Below are 15,900 nucleotides of genomic sequence, written 5' to 3' on the forward strand. Positions count from 1 at the left end.
GGCGATTGCAAGGCAATGGCGCATGGTGCGCAGGGTGCTATCGGACGAGGATGTTGCGGAATTGCCACGGATCGCTGCGGTCGAGGTCCTCCGGGAAGAGGCCCGGGCGTCGGTCGAGCGGCGTCCAGTCGGTGTAATGGCCTTCGACCGGTCCGAGATAGGGCGACTGGACTTCCAGGCAGCGCTTGTAGTCCATCTCGTCGGCTTCGACGATGCCGGCATCGGGATTTTCCAGTGCCCAGACCATGCCGGCCAGAACCGCCGAGGTGACCTGAAGGCCGGTGGCGTTCTGATAGGGCGCCAGCTTGCGCGCCTCGGCCAGCGACAGGTGCGAGCCATACCAGTAGGCGTTCTTGTCGTGGCCGTAGAGCAGGACACCGAGTTCGTCGACGCCGTCGACCAGTTCGTTCTCGTCGAGCACATGGTGCACCGGCTGAGGCTTGCCGGCGGCGCCGAACATCTCATCCAGCGACAGGATCGCGTCATTGCAGGGATGGTAGGCGTAGTGGCAGGTCGGCCGGTACTGGACCTTGCCCTTCTTTGAGCGAACGGTGAAGAAATCGGCGATCGAGATCGACTCGTTGTGCGTCACCAGCAGGCCGTATTGCGCGCCCGGCGTCGGGCACCACGAGCGCACGCGCGTGTTGGCGCCGGGCTGCTCCAGGTAGATCGCGGCCTTGGAGCCGTGCTTATGCTTCTTGGCGTTCTTCGGCATCCATTTCTCATGCGTGCCCCAGCCGAGCTCGGCGGGCTGCAGGCCTTCGGAAATGAAGCCCTCGACCGACCAGGTGTTCCAGAACACATCCATCGGCTTCGGCTTCTTGGTGCGCTGGGTGTCGCGCTCGGCGATATGGATACCCTTGACGCCGGCCTTCTTCATCAGCTTGGCCCAGCCCTCGCGGTCTTCCTGCGCCGGCTCCGAGAACTCGAGGCCAAGATCGGTGGCGAGGTTGACCAGCGCCTGCTTGACGAACCACGAGACCATGCCGGGATTGGCACCGCAGGTGGAGACGGCGGTAGCACCACCGGGCTTGTCCTGCTTCTCCTGGATCATCGCCTCGCGCAGCGCATAGTTGGTGCGGCTGGCATTGTCGGCCTTGGCGTCGAAATAGAAGCCGAGCCACGGCTCGACGACGGTGTCGATGTAGAGCACGCCGAGCTTGCGGCAGAGCCGCATCAGGTCCACCGAGCCGGTATCGACCGACAAATTGACGCAAAAGCCCTGGCCGCCGCCATTGGTCAAAAGCGGCGTCAAAAGTTTCTTGTAGTTCTTCTCGGTCACCGCTTCCTGGACGAAAGCGATGCCGCGCTCGTCGAGCAGTTTGCGGTCGGTGTCGCGTGGGTCGAGGACCGTCATGCGCGACTTGTCGAACTTGAAATGGCGTTCGATGAGCGGCAGCGTCCCCCGTCCGATCGAGCCGAAGCCGATCATCACCACAGGGCCGGTGATCTCACCGTAAACGGGCCAGTTTTCATTCGCCATTTTATCGAGCACTCCTCAAAAAACACTCCGGAACAGCCGCTTGGCCGCGGCGCGACAAACCATAGATCATTGTCACAATAAAGGGAAAAGCAGCGAAACGCCTGGGAACGCAGCTGTGGAAGTGCTCGGCGATGCCACCGGGAGGCGATGGCCTGCCCGATGGCGGATGTTGAGCCGGCGTCGTATCAGCGAGCGCCGCCGGACGCGTTGATGCGTTCGCCGGTAAGCCACGCTGCCTCGTCCGAGGCGAGGAAGGCCACGGTCGGGGCGATGTCGTCCGGCTTGCCGAAGCGCTGGCCGAGGGGGACGCCAGCGATCAGCATATTGCCGAAATCGGTGCCGACCATGCCTTCGGTCATTTCGGTATGGGTATAGCCAGGCGCCACGATGTTGACACGGATGTTGCGGGCTCCGAGTTCTCTCGACAGGCTGAGCGTCAGCGTATCGATCGCGGCTTTGCTGGCGGAATAGAGGCTGGTGTTCGGCACCGGGTTCCAGCTCGAGATCGTGCCGATGTTGACGATGCTGCCGCCGGTCTCGGGGAAGTGGCGCATGGCCGCCTTGGTGGTCAAGATCGTGCCCAGCACATTGGTGTCGAACAGCCGCCGATAATCCGCCTCACTGGTTTCCTCGAAAGTGCCGAAGCTGGCGGTCGCGGCGTTGTTGATCAGAATGCTTGGCTTGCCGAATGCGATCTCGGCGGCCTCGAACATCTTCTCGACTTCGGCGGCCTCGGCCACGTCACCCTGAACCGCGGTCGCCTTGCCGCCGGCGGCGACGATCTCCTTGACCGTGCGTTCTGCAGCCTCACGGCTGGAGGCGTAGTTGACGACGACGGCGGCGCCTTCCGCCGCCAGCCGTTTGGCGATGCCGGCACCGATGCCTCGCGCGGCACCGGTGACGATGGCGACCTTGTTGTTGAGCTTGCCCATTTTGGTTCTCCGAATGGATGGATGGATTTGACATCAAGCCAATTGGCTATTCCCAAACGGGTCAGGTAGAGTGAATTTCACCATATAACTAATTCCAGGGTGGAATAGATGGACAGGCTTATGGCGATGAACACCTTTATAAGGGTCATCGAAACCGGTTCGTTCTCGGCGGCCGCGCGGCATTTGCGCGTCGGGCAGCCAGCCGTCTCGAAGGCCATCGCGCAGCTCGAGGAACGGCTCGGCGTTCGCCTGCTGTCGCGCACCACCCGAGGTCTCTCGCCGACCGATGCCGGCGTCAGCTTCTATGAAGGCGCCAAGCGCGCGGTCGACGAGGCCGACGAAGCCGAGAACACGGCGCGTGGCACTGCGGCGGCGCTTACCGGGTTGCTGCGCATCGGTACGTCGGTGACCTTCGGCCGCCTGCATGTCGTGCCGAGGCTGAAAGCCTTCCTGGATGCTCACCCGAGGCTCGACGTCGAGGTGGCGATGGACGACAGGAACGTCGACCTCGTCGAGGAAGGGGTGGATGTCATGCTGCGCCTGGGTGAAAGCTTCGCCCCCGCTCATATCGGGCGCAAGATCGCCACCTGTCGTCGTCTCGTGGTGGCGGCACCTTCCTACCTGGCACGCGAGGGCGAACCCATCGCGCCGGATGAGCTGTCGCGGCACGAGGCGATCCTTTTCGTCCGGGCAGGCACTTCCAATCGCTGGACATTCCGGCGAGGCGCCGAAGAGGTTTCGCTTGCCGGCCAAGGGCGGCTGCGCGTGACTTCCGCCGAAGGGATACGTGAGGCAGTACTTGCCGGCATCGGCTTCACGGTCGGCTCCGAATGGATGTTCGACGCGGAACTGCGCAGCGGTGCGGTACGGCCGATCCTGGTGGACTGGGCGCTGCCGCCTGTTGAATTGTGGGCGCTGGCTCCAGCCGGACGCAAGGCCAGCGTCAGGGCAAGGACATTCGTCGAGTTCCTGGCCAGCAGCCTGTAGCGGCTTAGCGCGTCATCGTCTTCAGATGTTCGATCAGCCGGTCGCGGTCCGATGTCAGGCCCTTATAGTCGAGCTGATCGAGATCGAGCGCTTCGAGCTGGGCGGCAAAGGACAGTGCGAGCGTCGCCCGGTCCGGGTGCCGCGCCAGCACGGCGAGCGGGTCGAGATGGATGCGGATGGTGAACAGGATGTCGCGTGAGGACGGCAGCTTGCGCAGCGTCTGCCGCTCGACGCGGATGAAGGCGTGCGCCTCGACGTCACCGTCGGGGAAGCGTGTCGGCCGGTTGGTGGCGCGGTCGATGCGCTCGACATTGGACAGCGGATGGTAGAGCGCATTGTCGGCCTGGATCGACCAGTTGAAGCGCTCGACCGCCTGTCCCTGCAGGCCGTCGAACATGCGGTTGATCAGTTCGGCGGGACGCGTGCCCGGACCGAAACCGGGCACGGGCTCGTGGATTTGCTGCAGCGGCTTGCCGAATTTTTCGAGCAGCGACCAGGACGAAGGAAAGCACAGCGAGCCGGCGGCGAGCCGCCAGCCGCTGTCGTCGCGGCGCATCAGGATCAGGTCTTCCTGGACCAGCAGCGAGGCCGCGACCAGCGGCGCGTCGGCAAGATCCGAAGGCAGAGCAGGGTGGTTCGCGGCGCCCACCACCGCGATGCCCGCATCGGTGCGGCGATGGGTGCGCGGAAATCGCTCCGGCAAATACGCGCCGAGCAAGTCGAGCACTTCCCGCTGGGCATCCCGCGTGCCGTCCTCCTCGACGAAAACCCGGTCGGGGATTTGGGCATAAAGCCGGCGCTTCTCGGCGAGATAAGGCAGAAGATGGCCGTCGACCTCGATCCAGTTTGCCGGCTCAAGCGGCTTCAGCCCGATGTTGAACAGCTTCGACGAGCCGTCATAAGGGGTGTGGGTGGGCAGGGCCTCGACCAAACTCATGCTTCCTTGAGAGCGTCGAGACCGGTGGCGGTCATCCTGGCCAGGAATTCGGTGACCTCGTAGTCCGCGGCGCCGGCCTTGGCGAAGGGGTCGGCAGCCAGCCTGGCATCGAGGATCTCGCGCGGGCATTGCGCGATAATGATGCCGCCGGTCCGCGGTTTCTTCGGCCCGGAAGCGACGAATATACCATCCGAATAGCAGCCCTTCAGCCATTCGATATGCGCCGCCTGCAAGCGGTCGATCTCGGTCAGGGGCACTTTGTAGTTCAGCGAAACGACGAACATGGCGTTCTCTTGGGTTCACACAAGCTTTGCGGGGATCAAGCCGCGCAGCGAATTGCCGACAAAGAGTGCCTTGGCCGACTTCAGATCGTCGTAGCTGTAGATTGCTTCTTCCGCCCGGCCTTCATCCAGAAGCTCGGCGCGCAATACGCCAGGCAGCAGGCCGCAATCGAGCCGGGGCGTTGCCAGCACGCCGTTGCCGAAATCGGCGAAGACATTGGTGATGGTGCCTTCGCAGATTTCGCCGCGCTCATTGGCCAGGATCACCTCGTCGGCCTGGGTGACGAGATACTCGGAACGGGCATGGGTGTAGAGCTGGCGCCGGCTGGTCTTGTGGCGCAGCAGCGTATTGCCTGAGTCGAGCCGCGTCCGCGCCAGCCGGAGCACCCAGACCTTGTCGGCGGCGAGCGGTTCGTAGGGCTGTGCCGAGGCCGTCGCGTCGCCGTTGCGCGCCAAGGCGAGCCGCGTGCGCATGGCGGTTCGGGCGCCATCAAGGGCGTCGCTCAACACCTCGGCTATCCGTTGCGGATCGCAGGCGAAGCCGAGCTCCGCCGCCGAGCCATAGAGGCGTGCAAGGTGGCGATCGAAGCGCAGGAAGCCCGTCCCGGGCTGCCAGCGCATGGTTTCGATCAGCTCGAAATCGGCGGTGTTCCCGTCGCGAAGCGGGCTTTGAGCAGACACTCCTGATACTCCTCCTCGGGCGTCGAATCGAAGACGATGCCGCCGCCGACATTGTAGACGGCCTCGCCGCTGGCAAAGAGCGAGATGGTACGGATCGCCACGGAAAAGCGCATCGTGCCCCCCGGTGCGATCCAGCCGATGGCGCCGCAATAGACGTCGCGCGGCGTGCTCTCCAGATCGTGCAGGATCTCCATAGCGCGAATCTTCGGCGCGCCGGTGATCGAGCCGCAGGGAAACAGTGCTGCAAACACCTGGCGAATGGTGAGACCCGGCAGCAGCTTCGCCCTGACGTCGCTCACCATCTGGTGGACGGTCGGGAAGCTCTCGATGCGGAACAGTTCCGGCACTTCCAGCGTGCCGACCTCGCTGATCAGCGAGATATCGTTGCGCAGGAGGTCGACGATCATCCGGTTCTCGGCCTGGTTCTTCTCATCGTTGCGCAGGAAGGTCTTCTGCCGCTCGTCCTCGGTCTTGGTCGCGCCGCGCGGGGCCGTGCCTTTCATCGGATGCGTTTCGATCATCCCGGCCGCATTGATCTCGAAGAACAGTTCGGGCGAGCGCGACAGCACGATGGGATCGCCCAGCGTCACCAGCGCGCCGTACTTCACCGGCTGGCGTTCGGTCAGCGCATCGAAGGCGGCAAGCGGGTCGCCCGACCATTGCGCCTGCACCGGAAAGGTCAGGTTGCCCTGGTAGCAATCGCCTTGCCTGATGTGCTGGTGCAGCCGCGAGAAGCGTTTCTCATAGTCCTCGAATGACCAGGCCGCCCGCGCATCGAAGATCGGGCCGTTCGGGGCTGCTGCGTTGCGTGGCGGCACCGCTTCTTCGACCGGAGCATCGAAAGCACCGAGGCAGATCAGCGGCGCGCGACGCCCCTTGGGCAGCAACGGAACGAGTTTCGGCTCGAGCAGATAACCGGCCTCGTAGGAGAAATAGCCGGCCAGCCATTTGCCGGCGTCGTGCGCGGCCTGCGCTGCTTCCAGCGCCGCCTGGAAATCCCGGGCCTCATGCGCCACGATGATATCGGCCGGCCGGTCGAATACGAGCTGACGCGCGCTTTCGTCGTTGCGGAAAATGGCGGCGGGCAGGGACATGGGGACCAGGATCGATGAAGCCGTCGATCGCTCTATATGGGGGGGCGCTCGCGTGCAATCGAGGGAACGGCACCTTGCCCCTCAAAGCCGACCTCGTGGCGACCTTGCCTGCCAAAAAGAAATCAGCGGGGCCTGTGGCCCCGCCGGCTTGATGATCTGCCTTTGCCGCTCAGGTGTTGCTGGCGGTTCCGGCTGTCGGAAACTGCTTGGCGAATTCCTTCTCGTCGCCGGCGGCGAGCAGCTTGGCTTGGTCGATCCAGCGTTCGCGGGCGATGCGGCCGTCGAAGTTCATCACGTCCTCGATCCGCTTGATGTCGGCTGCGGTCCAGGCGGCGATCTGGGCGAAGGTGGTGACGCCCTGCGCCTTGAGCAGCTTCTCGTTGACCGGGCCGATCCCGATCAGCCGGCGCAGATTGTCGGGCTTGCCAGCCGCAGGCTTGGCTGCCGCCGGGGCGGCCTTCTTGGCGGCTGCCGGCTTGGGCGCGGCCGAACTCTTTGCTGCCGAAGCCGTGGAGGCAGCAGGTTTGCTCGCGGCGGGCTTGGCGGCCGCGGGCTTCGGTGCAGCCGACTTGGCGGCGGCAGCCTTCGCCGGCGCCGCCTTCGCGGCTGGTTTGGCAGGCGCAGCCTTGGCCGCCGCCGGAGCGGATTTGGCTGCCGCCGGCGTTGACATCAGGGCGGCCGGCGGCTGACTGGCGGCCTTTGCTCCACCCGTCTGCGCGTCGCGCAACTGGCGCTCGAGGTCGGCGCGGGTCTTGCCGCATGCATTGAGTTCGCCGGTCAGGCGATCGCTGTCGGCACGCAGCTTGTCGCGCTCGCCGCGGGTGCGGTCGAGGTCGCCGCGCAAACTGTCGAGCTCACCACGCAGGCGACCCCAGATGAACCAGCCAACCAAAACGCCTACAAGGAACGCCAGGACCACGTAGAAAAAAGTGCCCATTGTCTCTCTCCAGTCAGATCCGTCTGCCGTGGGTCATGACCTTCGGCGATGGACTACTCGGTGATGGTTCCGCGGGTTCGCAGAACAGCCGGCTTCGGTTCGAGCTGTCGGCGATCGGCTTCTCCAGCCCATGGCCAACGGCCGTTGTCGCGTTCGCCTGAGCGTCAGGACCGGCTGAGATTCTCCCTCGCCGATCCGCATAGGCTCCGGCTGAGCTTGCGGCGAAGGCTATCATAGAGCTTGTGGAAAGCTATGGGAAAAACTTCCGCCTAGAGTTCTTCAAGAACAAATATTTAGCGAAAGAACAGTGCCGTTCCAACATGCATTCCGGCTAAACTGTTCTTTGCAAGCGAGAGCGTCTCAGCCGTCGAGCATTTCCAGTTCATCGATCAGGCCGCTGATGACACCGAGCCCGATCTGCCAAAAGGCGGGATCGGTGGCGTCGAGGCCAAAGGGCGCCAGAAGCTGCGAATGATGCTTGGTGCCGCCGGCGCGCAGCATCTCGAAATACTTGTCCTGAAAACCGCGCTCGGCGTTCTGGTAGACGGCGTAGAGCGAGTTCACCAGGCAGTCGCCGAACGCATAGGCATAGACGTAGAACGGCGAATGAATGAAGTGCGGGATGTAGGTCCAGAACACCTCGTAACCCTCGCGCAGCTTGATCGCCGGGCCGAGGCTTTCGGCCTGCACTTCCAGCCAGAACTGGCCGAGCCTGTCGGATGTCAGTTCGCCGTTGCGGCGCTCGGCATGCACCTTGCGCTCGAATTCGTAGAAGGCGATCTGGCGCACCACCGTGTTGATCATGTCCTCGACCTTCTGGGCGAGCATGGCCTTGCGCTCGCGCCGGTCGGTGGTCTGCTCGAGCAGCGAGCGGAAGGTCAGCATCTCGCCGAAGACCGACGCCGTCTCGGCCAGCGTCAGCGGCGTCGAGGCCATCAGCGCGCCCTGGCCGGCGGCCAGCACCTGGTGCACGCCGTGGCCGAGTTCATGCGCCAGCGTCATCACGTCGCGCGGCTTGCCCATGTAGTTGAGCAGCACATAGGGATGGGCCGACGGCACGGTCGGATGGGCAAAGGCACCTGGCGACTTGCCCGGGCGCACCGGCGCGTCGATCCAGTTGCGGTCGAAGAAGGTGCGCGCGATCTCGGCCATCTCGGGCGAGAAGCGCTGATAGGCGGACAGCACGGTGTTGCGTGCTTCGTCCCAGCCGATCACGGATTGCGGCGTCTCCGGCAGCGGCGCGTTGCGGTCCCAGTGGTTCATCACGTCCATGCCGAGCCAGCGCGCCTTCATCGCGTAGTAGCGATGCGACAGGCGCGGATAGGCCTCGCGCACCGCGGTGGCGAGGGCGTCGACCACGCCGCGCTCGACGCGGTTGGCGAGATGGCGGGAATCGGCAATGTCCTCGAAGCCGCGCCAGCGGTCGGAAATTTCCTTGTCCTTGGCCAGCGTGTTGGTGATCAGGGTGAAGGTGCGCAAATTCCTGCGGAAGGTCGCGGCCAGCGCCTCGGAGGCGCGGCGGCGCACCTCGCCATCGGCATCCTGCAGGCGATTGAGGGCTGGCTCCAGCGTCAGTTCCTCGCCGTCGACGTCGAAGCGAAGGTCGGCCATCGTCTCGTCGAACAGGCGGTTCCAGGCGCCGCGCCCGGTGATCGACTTCTCGTGGAAAAGCTGCTCGACGCGGTCCTCGAGCTGGTAGGGTTTGTCCATTCTGAGGTCGAGCACCCAGGGCCGGTAGTGGCCGAAAGCGGGATCGCTGGTGAGCGCGCTTTCGATCGCGTCGTCGTCGATCAGGTTCAGTTCAAGCGCGAAGAACAGGAGATGCGCGCTGGCGTCGGTCATCTTCTCCTGGATGTCGCCATAGAGCTTGGCACGCTGCGGATCGGCGGTGTTGCCGGCATAGACGAGGCCGGCATAGGAGACGATGCGGCCGATCAGTTCCTCCAGTGCCTCGTAGGCGACCAGCGCCTCGCCCAGCTTGCCGGCGCCGCCGCGCCCGGCCTCGGCGGCGAGCGTGCCCTTCCAGCGGGTCTCGAAAGCGATCGCGTCGGCGGCTGCCCTGGCGATGTCACGCTTCAGTTCCGGGGCTTCCATGCCGGCATAGAGGTCGGCAAGGTTCCATTCCGGCAGATCGCCAAGCTCGGCCGCGCCCTGACCGGACGCCGGTGCCGCAAGCCGCCGACCAAACATCATGCGCATCGACAATACCTTCTGTGAAATATGAGGTCAGAATCAAGGGGATCAGGCAAGCCGGTCAAATCGTAAGGAATTCGTTCACCGGGTTTTTTGAAACCTTATTTAGAACCCTGTGCCAAGATGATCCATGGGGATTTCGGGCGCGGGCAGTTCAAGACAGTCATGACAGGTTCCATACTCATAGTCGATGACGATCCCGTGCAGCGCCGGCTGCTCGAGGCGGCGGTGACGCGGTTCGGCCACACGGCAATCGTCGTCGACGGCGGCGAGGCTGGCCTCGATGCGCTCGACGGGCCTGGCGCCCGCGACATCTGCGTGGTCATTCTCGACCTGGTCATGCCCGGTCTCGACGGCATCGGCGTGCTGAAAGCGATGCGCGAACGCGACATCACCGTCCCGGTCATCGTGCAGACCGCCCAGGGCGGCATCGACACCGTGGTGTCGGCGATGCGCCACGGCGCCTTCGATTTCGTCGTCAAGCCGGCGTCACCCGACAGGCTTCAGGCCTCGATCGCCAATGCACTGAAAGTCGAAGCGGTCGAGGGCGAGGTCAAGCGCACGTCGCGCAAGCGCGGCGGATTGCTGACGTTCAGGGACATGATCACCCACAGCCCGGCCATGGACAGGGTGATACGCCTCGGACAGAAAGCGGCCGGATCCAACATCCCGATCCTGATCGAAGGCGAATCCGGCGTCGGCAAGGAATTGGTGGCGCGCGCCATTCAGGGCAGCGGCGACCGCCGCTCGAAACCCTTCGTCACCGTCAATTGCGGCGCCATTCCCGACAATCTGGTCGAATCGATCCTGTTCGGCCACGAGAGGGGCTCCTTCACCGGTGCCACCGACAAGCACACCGGCAAGTTCGTCGAAGCGCATTCGGGCACGCTGTTCCTCGACGAGATCGGCGACCTGCCGCTCGACGTGCAGGTCAAGCTGTTGCGCGCCGTGCAGGAGGGCGAGGTCGATCCGGTCGGCGGCCGTTCGACCGTCAAGGTCGATATCAGGCTGATATCGGCGACGCATCGCAACCTCCTGCAGCAGGTCAAGGACGGCAAGTTCCGCGAGGACCTGTTCTACCGGCTCAACGTCTACCCGATCTTCGTGCCGCCGCTGCGCGACCGCCGCGACGACATTCCGCATCTGGTCACGCATTTCATGGAAAAGGTGGCGCCCGCCGACCCGCGCCATCGCCTGCAAGGCATTTCGCCGGCAGCGCTTGCCGTGCTGGAGGCCTATGACTGGCCCGGCAACATAAGGCAGCTCGAAAACGCCGTCTTCCGCGCCTCGGTGCTGTGTGAAGGCGATGTGCTCGATGTCGATGATTTTCCGCAGATCCGCGCGCAGGTGGAAGGCACGGTCAATCTCGAAACGGACGACACGGCACCTCGCCTGTCATCGCCTCCGGAACTCCGCGATGAGGGGGACCTGGTCGGCGATGCCGCTCCAGCCGCCGAGCAGGATCGGCCGACCCTGCTTCAGCCCAGATTCGGCACGCTGCGGGCGCTCGACGAACGCGGCAATGTGCGGGCGCTGGCCGATGTCGAACTCGAGATGATCAAGCTCGCCATCGACCACTACAACGGTCAGATGAGTGAAGTCGCCCGCCGCCTCGGCATCGGACGCTCGACGCTGTACCGCAAGCTCAAGGAATACGGCATCGACCCGGAGACGGGTCGTGTCGACCGCCTCGCTTCCTAAGGTGCGTTGATATTCAGGTGAGGCCGGCCTGCAAACGGCGGCTTCCTGCGCTTCCCCGTTCTACTGCGTCGCAGTAGAACTGTGCTCACCTACAAAAAGTATGCTCCGCTCCCGTTCTCGGTATCAACCGTTTTCGGCTCGGCCTGACCTGGATCTCAACACAACTTGGGAGCGCTGGATCTCTTCCAAAAACCAGGTTCGCGTTTCCGGCACAAGGCCGGGACCAGCTTGCAATGGCAGGATTGGCCCTCTATCGGGGTTTCGTCTGGAATATGGCATGCCTGTGGACAGCTCTGTTCACGCATTAACGCTAACGGTAACAGATCGTGTTCGGCCAAAGCCGGAATCCTGATCTAAACCAGCGGTTTACCAAGAAACCTTGTGAACAATTTTTGACGGGATATCGCCATGGTGTTACCGCATTTCGGCTTCAATAAGCGATGATTAACCATTAGGATCGATATTCGGATGTGAAAACGACACATCCGTTTGGGCAAATCCGGGGACAAACGGCAGCCTGCAAGGCCTTTTGATTTGAACAGAATCGAACGACTCAAAAACGGGCGTCATGATCATTTGAGCGTCTGGCCGAGATGGCTGGCAGCGGTGATTGTCGCTTTTGGTTTTGTTGCCGCGGCGGCCACCGGCGCCAGCGCCGAAACACGTACGCTGAAGCTTTATCACCTGCACACGCACGAAAAGGCCGAGATCGTCTACAAGCGCAACGGCCGCTACGTTCCCGAGGGCCTGCGCAAGATCAACATCATCCTGCGCGACTGGCGCCGCAATGAACCGACCAAGATGGATCCGCGCTTGCTGGACCTGGTCTGGGAGGCCTATCGCGAAAGCGGCGCCACCGACTATATCCAGGTTGTGTGCGGCTACCGTTCGCCGGCGACCAATTCGATGCTGCGCAGCCGCAGCCGCGGTGTCGCCGAGAAGAGCCAGCATATGCTCGGCAAGGCGATGGATTTCTATATTCCCGGCGTGCCGCTGAAGAAGCTGCGCAACATCGGCCTGAAGATGCAGGGCGGTGGCGTCGGTTACTACCCGACCTCCGGTTCGCCGTTCGTCCATATGGATGTCGGCAATGTGCGCCACTGGCCCGGCATCAGCCGCCAGGAACTGGTCAGCCTATTCCCCAACGGCAAGACGCTGCATGTGCCGAGCGACGGCCGTCCGCTTCCCGGCTATGAGCAGGCGATGGCCGCCTACAAGGCACGCAAGGGTGCTGGTACGCCCAATGTCGAGCTTGCGAGTGCTGGCGGCAGCGGCAAAAAATCCGGTGGCTTCCTTTCCGCTTTGTTCGGCGGTGGCGGCGACGACGAAGCCGACGACAGCGCCGATGTCGAGACCGCTTCGGCCGCCCCCGCGCCCAAGCCCAGAAACCTGAAGCCGGCCGCGACCGCCAAGAGCGGCAACCTGCCGGGCATCGCCATCGTGGCGCCCGAGAATGCGCAGCGCGCCAACGTTCCGCAGATTGCCGACGAGCAGGCGCCGGAACCGGAAAAGGATACGCCGGAAACGATCATCGCCGCGCTGCCGGCCAAGGAGATTCCGCTGCCCGATTTCGCGCCGCGGCCGAAGGCCGATGTCGGCGCGCAGCCTGAGAACGTTCCGTTCGCCATGGCGGACGCGACGGCTACCACCGAACAGGCCGTGGCGACCGCGCAGGCGCCGGCGAACATGCCGTTCGGCAAGGCTGACCCCGCAGCGCTCGCGGCGGCGGCTGCCGCCGATCCGGCGCAGGTTGCCGTCAACAATATCCCTGTGCCGACATGGCGTCCTGAACGCACGCTGCCGGCGGATCTCGCGCCGCCGCCCAGCAAGGATGTGCTGATGGCGCTGGCGGATACGGCCGAAAAGGGCAAGACCGCGACGGATGCGTTCTCGGTGCTACCCTCTGCGCGGCCCGAGCCGGCCAAGCCGGACGCCGTCAAGGCCGTGCTCGACGAGGCCAACGCCCAGGTCGGCAATGCCGACGAATACAAGCAGGTCGGCAATGCGGACGAATACAAGGTTGCGTCGCTCTCCGAAGAGCCGCGCTCGGCCTTCAACGATCCGTCTTACGTCGATGTCGCCTCGCCGCGCCAGGCCGTTGCCGCCCGTCCGGCCGGTTCCGATCCGGCCGCAGCGATCGGCGCCGGCGTGAAGACAACCCGCAAGGAAGCCAGGGCCACCGCTCGCGACCAGAAGCCGGGCCCCAGGGCCATGGTGGTCGCCGCGGCGCCCCAGGCCGCCCGCTGGGCGCTGACCAGCGGCGACAACGTCGCCACCGTTTCGAGCGCGACGACGGCGCCGGGCTATGCCTACAACATCGTGCATACGCCGCCGAGCGAGGTCTATACGGCCGGCTTCCAGACCGACGCCCAGGCGCCAGATCCCAGCCGCTTCACCGGCAACGCCGTCAAGTTCCTGTCGGTCGCCCGCTTCCAGACGAAGTAGCGGCTGGCCAGATAAAACAGAAGCCGCGCTGGGCAACCGGCGCGGCTTTTTGCTTTTCAGGTTGCGGCAGATGCGATGCCGTGATGCTGGGCATCACACGCGGCTGAACTTCTCGTGAGGCCGGAACGGCACCCTCATTTCCGGGTTAGTGTGTGTGCGTTCCAACCTGAGGATATTCATGAAGAAGATTCTACTGGCATTGGTTGCAGCATCTGCCGCGATCGCTCCATCGCAAGCCGAAACCGTGATCATCAAGAATGGCAAGCATCACTGCAGGACCAGGCTGGTCACGCATTGGGTGCACCATCACAGGGTGACCGAGAAGGTCAGGGTCTGCCACTGATCCGGAACCGATAGGATCCGGGAGAATCGGCCCGGTCGGCGGGAGTCGGCCGGGCCTTTTCGTGCCAGCTGATGCAGCGCGTAGGTCCTGGTTGCGAGCCTTAGTCGATTTCCAGCGTGGCTGCCTCGCCTCTGGCCAGAAGCCGTGCGGCGTCACGCGCCGGCGGCAATCCGAAATGGCGCGCATATTCCCGGCTGAACTGGGATGCGCTTTCATAGCCGACGGCAAAGGCGACACGCGCGGCGCTGCCCGGTTCTGCTATCAGCAGATGACGCGCCTCCAGCAGCCGGACCTGCTTCTGGTACTGGATCGGGCTCATGGCCGTCGCCGCCTTGAAGTGGCGGTGGAACGAAGCGTTGCTCATATGGGCCAGCGCGGCCAGTTCCGTCACATCGATAGGCTCGTTGTAGTGCGATCGTATCCAGGCGGTGGCGCGGCGGATCTGCGACAGGCGGCCGTCAGCGCGCGCGAGCTGGCGCAGCTTGGCGCCTTGCGGCCCCTGCAGCAAGCGAAACGCGATCTCGCGTTCGAGCATGGGCGCCAGCACCGGAATTTCGGACGGACGGTCGAGCAGCCGCAGCATGCGGTGCCAGGCATCGAGCAGTTCGTCATCCAGCCGGTTGGTCACGAAGCTGTCGCCGTCGACCGCCGGCTTGTGGTCGATAAGCAGGCTGGCGATCAGCTCGACATCGAGGGCGAAGGCGATGGCCATGTAAGGACGGGCGCTGCTCGCCTCGATCAGCTGGCTGGTGGCGGGCGTCTCCACCGCATAGACGAAATAGCTGCCGGCGCCGTAGCGAAGCGTGCGGTCGCCGATCAGCACAGTCTTCGCACCTTGCAGCACGAACAGCACCGTCGGTTGGCAAAGCTCGGGCAGCGGCGGGGTCGGAACCTCGCTGCGGCCGATCGTAACCCGCGGGATGGCCGTCTTTGTGCGCCGCCCATGCGCATGGCGGCCGGCGATCGCGATCAGTTCCTGCAGGGCGTCTTCCATGTCTTCAGCATTGCCGATCCATGCAGGCCGCGCAACCGGTTGAGAGGATTAGGCAAGAGGACGCGAGTATCCGGCGCGCCAAATCGGCCGGCGCACGTCATGTCTGGGTTTCAAAGAAGGAGATGTGGACATGACGACGAAAACGAATGCGCTGATCACCGGGGCCAACAAGGGCATCGGCCTCGAAACCGCCCGCCGGCTGGCGGCCATGGGGTTCAAGGTCTGGCTCGGCGCCCGCGATGCCGAGCGCGGGGAGGCTGCGGCAAGGGTGTTGCGCAATGAAGGGCTCGACGTCGAATGGCTCGCGCTCGACGTCGCCAGCGACGACAGCGTCGCGGCGGCGGCCAGAAACTTGACGGCGCAGGTCTCCAGCCTCGACGTGCTGGTCAACAATGCCGGCATTGCCCCAGGCTATGTCGACGCGCTCGGACCTGACGGCCGCTACGAACGGCCGCCAAGCCGCGAGGATGTCGCCGACATGCAGGCCACCTATGACGTCAACGTCTTCGGCCCGGTTCGCGTCACCCAGGCCTTCCTGCCGCTGCTCCTGGCTGCGCCGGCCGCCCGTATCGTCATGGTCAGCAGCTATCTCGGCTCGATCGCGCGCGCCGCCGGCAACATCCAGTCGCCCAATATCATGGGCTACGGCAGCTCGAAGACCGCACTCAACGCCATCACCGTGGCGTTTGCCAGGGAGCTTTCGCCGCGCGGCATCATGGTCAACGCCGCCGCTCCCGGCTACACCGCGACGGACCTCAATGCGCACAGAGGCGGCCGTACGGTGCAGCAGGCCGCCGGGGTCATCGTGCATCTGGCGATGCAAGAGGCTGGCGGGCCGACCGGCGGCTATTTCGACGAGAACGGTCCGTTGCCCTGGTGAGTGAGGGCCAGG

Annotated in this window: 14 protein-coding genes; 5 read left to right on the top strand and 9 right to left on the bottom strand. The window is 64.3% G+C overall.

What is annotated here, in order from left to right:
- Positions 1 to 37: 37 nt before the first annotated feature.
- Together JG747_RS10310 and JG747_RS10315 are read right to left on the bottom strand one after the other, a co-directional pair.
- On the bottom strand, positions 38 to 1,483 hold the full coding sequence (locus tag JG747_RS10310; RefSeq protein ID WP_027047369.1) for a homospermidine synthase: 1,446 nt from the start codon (positions 1,481 to 1,483) through the stop codon (positions 38 to 40).
- Between the two features lie 185 nt (positions 1,484 to 1,668).
- Positions 1,669 to 2,415, bottom strand: coding sequence for an SDR family NAD(P)-dependent oxidoreductase (locus tag JG747_RS10315; RefSeq protein WP_064980783.1), 747 nt, complete (start codon positions 2,413 to 2,415; stop codon positions 1,669 to 1,671).
- 108 nt (positions 2,416 to 2,523) lie between these two features.
- Here JG747_RS10315 and JG747_RS10320 point away from each other — a divergent pair, with 108 nt between their 5' ends.
- Positions 2,524 to 3,402 carry a LysR family transcriptional regulator gene (locus JG747_RS10320; RefSeq protein ID WP_202361711.1) on the top strand — a complete coding sequence of 293 codons (879 nt, stop codon included), beginning with the start codon at positions 2,524 to 2,526 and terminating at the stop codon, positions 3,400 to 3,402.
- 4 nt (positions 3,403 to 3,406) lie between these two features.
- Here the strand turns inward: JG747_RS10320 and JG747_RS10325 are convergent, their stop codons facing one another.
- The 6 genes from JG747_RS10325 to JG747_RS10350 all read right to left on the bottom strand — a co-directional run bounded on the left by JG747_RS10325 (position 3,407) and on the right by JG747_RS10350 (position 9,531).
- The gene (locus JG747_RS10325; RefSeq protein WP_064980781.1) at positions 3,407 to 4,339 is read right to left on the bottom strand and encodes a heme-dependent oxidative N-demethylase family protein; all 933 of its coding nucleotides are present in this window, start codon (positions 4,337 to 4,339) and stop codon (positions 3,407 to 3,409) included.
- Positions 4,336 to 4,623, bottom strand: a complete 288-nt coding sequence (locus JG747_RS10330) for a YciI family protein (RefSeq protein WP_038653323.1) — start codon at positions 4,621 to 4,623, stop codon at positions 4,336 to 4,338. Before JG747_RS10330 ends, JG747_RS10325 begins: the two co-directional genes overlap by 4 nt.
- A 15-nt stretch (positions 4,624 to 4,638) precedes the next feature.
- Positions 4,639 to 5,301, bottom strand: coding sequence for an aminotransferase class IV family protein (locus tag JG747_RS10335; RefSeq protein ID WP_202361712.1), 663 nt, complete (start codon positions 5,299 to 5,301; stop codon positions 4,639 to 4,641).
- Positions 5,250 to 6,407, bottom strand: coding sequence for an aminodeoxychorismate synthase component I (locus JG747_RS10340; RefSeq protein WP_420871156.1), 1,158 nt, complete (start codon positions 6,405 to 6,407; stop codon positions 5,250 to 5,252). Before JG747_RS10340 ends, JG747_RS10335 begins: the two co-directional genes overlap by 52 nt.
- A gap of 157 nt (positions 6,408 to 6,564) precedes the next feature.
- Positions 6,565 to 7,332 carry an NADH dehydrogenase gene (locus tag JG747_RS10345; protein ID WP_038649407.1) on the bottom strand — a complete coding sequence of 256 codons (768 nt, stop codon included), beginning with the start codon at positions 7,330 to 7,332 and terminating at the stop codon, positions 6,565 to 6,567.
- A 360-nt stretch (positions 7,333 to 7,692) separates the two neighbouring features.
- Positions 7,693 to 9,531: a M3 family oligoendopeptidase gene (locus JG747_RS10350; protein ID WP_202361713.1), complete on the bottom strand. Its 1,839-nt coding sequence runs from the start codon at positions 9,529 to 9,531 to the stop codon at positions 7,693 to 7,695.
- 159 nt (positions 9,532 to 9,690) lie between these two features.
- On the opposite strand from JG747_RS10350, the gene JG747_RS10355 reads away from it, so the two are divergent.
- The 3 genes from JG747_RS10355 (at position 9,691) to JG747_RS10365 (ending at position 14,014) form a co-directional block, all read left to right on the top strand.
- Positions 9,691 to 11,226, top strand: coding sequence for a sigma-54-dependent transcriptional regulator (locus JG747_RS10355; protein ID WP_069093528.1), 1,536 nt, complete (start codon positions 9,691 to 9,693; stop codon positions 11,224 to 11,226).
- A 606-nt stretch (positions 11,227 to 11,832) separates the two neighbouring features.
- Positions 11,833 to 13,671 (top strand): DUF882 domain-containing protein, encoded by a 1,839-nt coding sequence (locus JG747_RS10360; protein WP_244748361.1) that lies wholly within the window; start codon positions 11,833 to 11,835, stop codon positions 13,669 to 13,671.
- Between the two features lie 178 nt (positions 13,672 to 13,849).
- On the top strand, positions 13,850 to 14,014 hold the full coding sequence (locus JG747_RS10365) for a hypothetical protein (protein WP_202361715.1): 165 nt from the start codon (positions 13,850 to 13,852) through the stop codon (positions 14,012 to 14,014).
- A gap of 100 nt (positions 14,015 to 14,114) precedes the next feature.
- Here JG747_RS10365 and JG747_RS10370 read toward each other — a convergent pair whose 3' ends face one another.
- Entirely contained in the window at positions 14,115 to 15,008 is an 894-nt protein-coding gene (locus JG747_RS10370) for an AraC family transcriptional regulator (protein WP_202361716.1), read from the bottom strand.
- A 130-nt stretch (positions 15,009 to 15,138) separates the two neighbouring features.
- Between JG747_RS10370 and JG747_RS10375 the strand changes: the two genes are divergently transcribed.
- Complete coding sequence (locus JG747_RS10375) at positions 15,139 to 15,888, top strand: SDR family NAD(P)-dependent oxidoreductase (protein ID WP_202361717.1); 750 nt, start codon at positions 15,139 to 15,141, stop codon at positions 15,886 to 15,888.
- The last annotated feature ends 12 nt before the right edge of the window (positions 15,889 to 15,900 follow it).

The sequence above is a fragment of the Mesorhizobium sp. 131-3-5 genome, from assembly GCF_016756575.1.
GTDB classification, from domain to species: Bacteria; Pseudomonadota; Alphaproteobacteria; order Rhizobiales; family Rhizobiaceae; genus Mesorhizobium; species Mesorhizobium jarvisii.

What these genes read in the sequence shown, in the direction of transcription:
- JG747_RS10365 (WP_202361715.1), top strand. Translation starts at nt 13,850, where the DNA reads ATGAAGAAGATTCTACTGGCATTGGTTGCAGCATCTGCCGCGATCGCT.
- JG747_RS10320 (WP_202361711.1), top strand. Translation starts at nt 2,524, where the DNA reads ATGGACAGGCTTATGGCGATGAACACCTTTATAAGGGTCATCGAAACC.
- JG747_RS10325 (WP_064980781.1), bottom strand. Translation starts at nt 4,339, where the DNA reads ATGAGTTTGGTCGAGGCCCTGCCCACCCACACCCCTTATGACGGCTCG.
- JG747_RS10355 (WP_069093528.1), top strand. Translation starts at nt 9,691, where the DNA reads ATGACAGGTTCCATACTCATAGTCGATGACGATCCCGTGCAGCGCCGG.
- JG747_RS10375 (WP_202361717.1), top strand. Translation starts at nt 15,139, where the DNA reads ATGACGACGAAAACGAATGCGCTGATCACCGGGGCCAACAAGGGCATC.
- JG747_RS10350 (WP_202361713.1), bottom strand. Translation starts at nt 9,531, where the DNA reads ATGCGCATGATGTTTGGTCGGCGGCTTGCGGCACCGGCGTCCGGTCAG.
- JG747_RS10330 (WP_038653323.1), bottom strand. Translation starts at nt 4,623, where the DNA reads ATGTTCGTCGTTTCGCTGAACTACAAAGTGCCCCTGACCGAGATCGAC.
- JG747_RS10370 (WP_202361716.1), bottom strand. Translation starts at nt 15,008, where the DNA reads ATGGAAGACGCCCTGCAGGAACTGATCGCGATCGCCGGCCGCCATGCG.
- JG747_RS10345 (WP_038649407.1), bottom strand. Translation starts at nt 7,332, where the DNA reads ATGGGCACTTTTTTCTACGTGGTCCTGGCGTTCCTTGTAGGCGTTTTG.
- JG747_RS10310 (WP_027047369.1), bottom strand. Translation starts at nt 1,483, where the DNA reads ATGGCGAATGAAAACTGGCCCGTTTACGGTGAGATCACCGGCCCTGTG.
- JG747_RS10315 (WP_064980783.1), bottom strand. Translation starts at nt 2,415, where the DNA reads ATGGGCAAGCTCAACAACAAGGTCGCCATCGTCACCGGTGCCGCGCGA.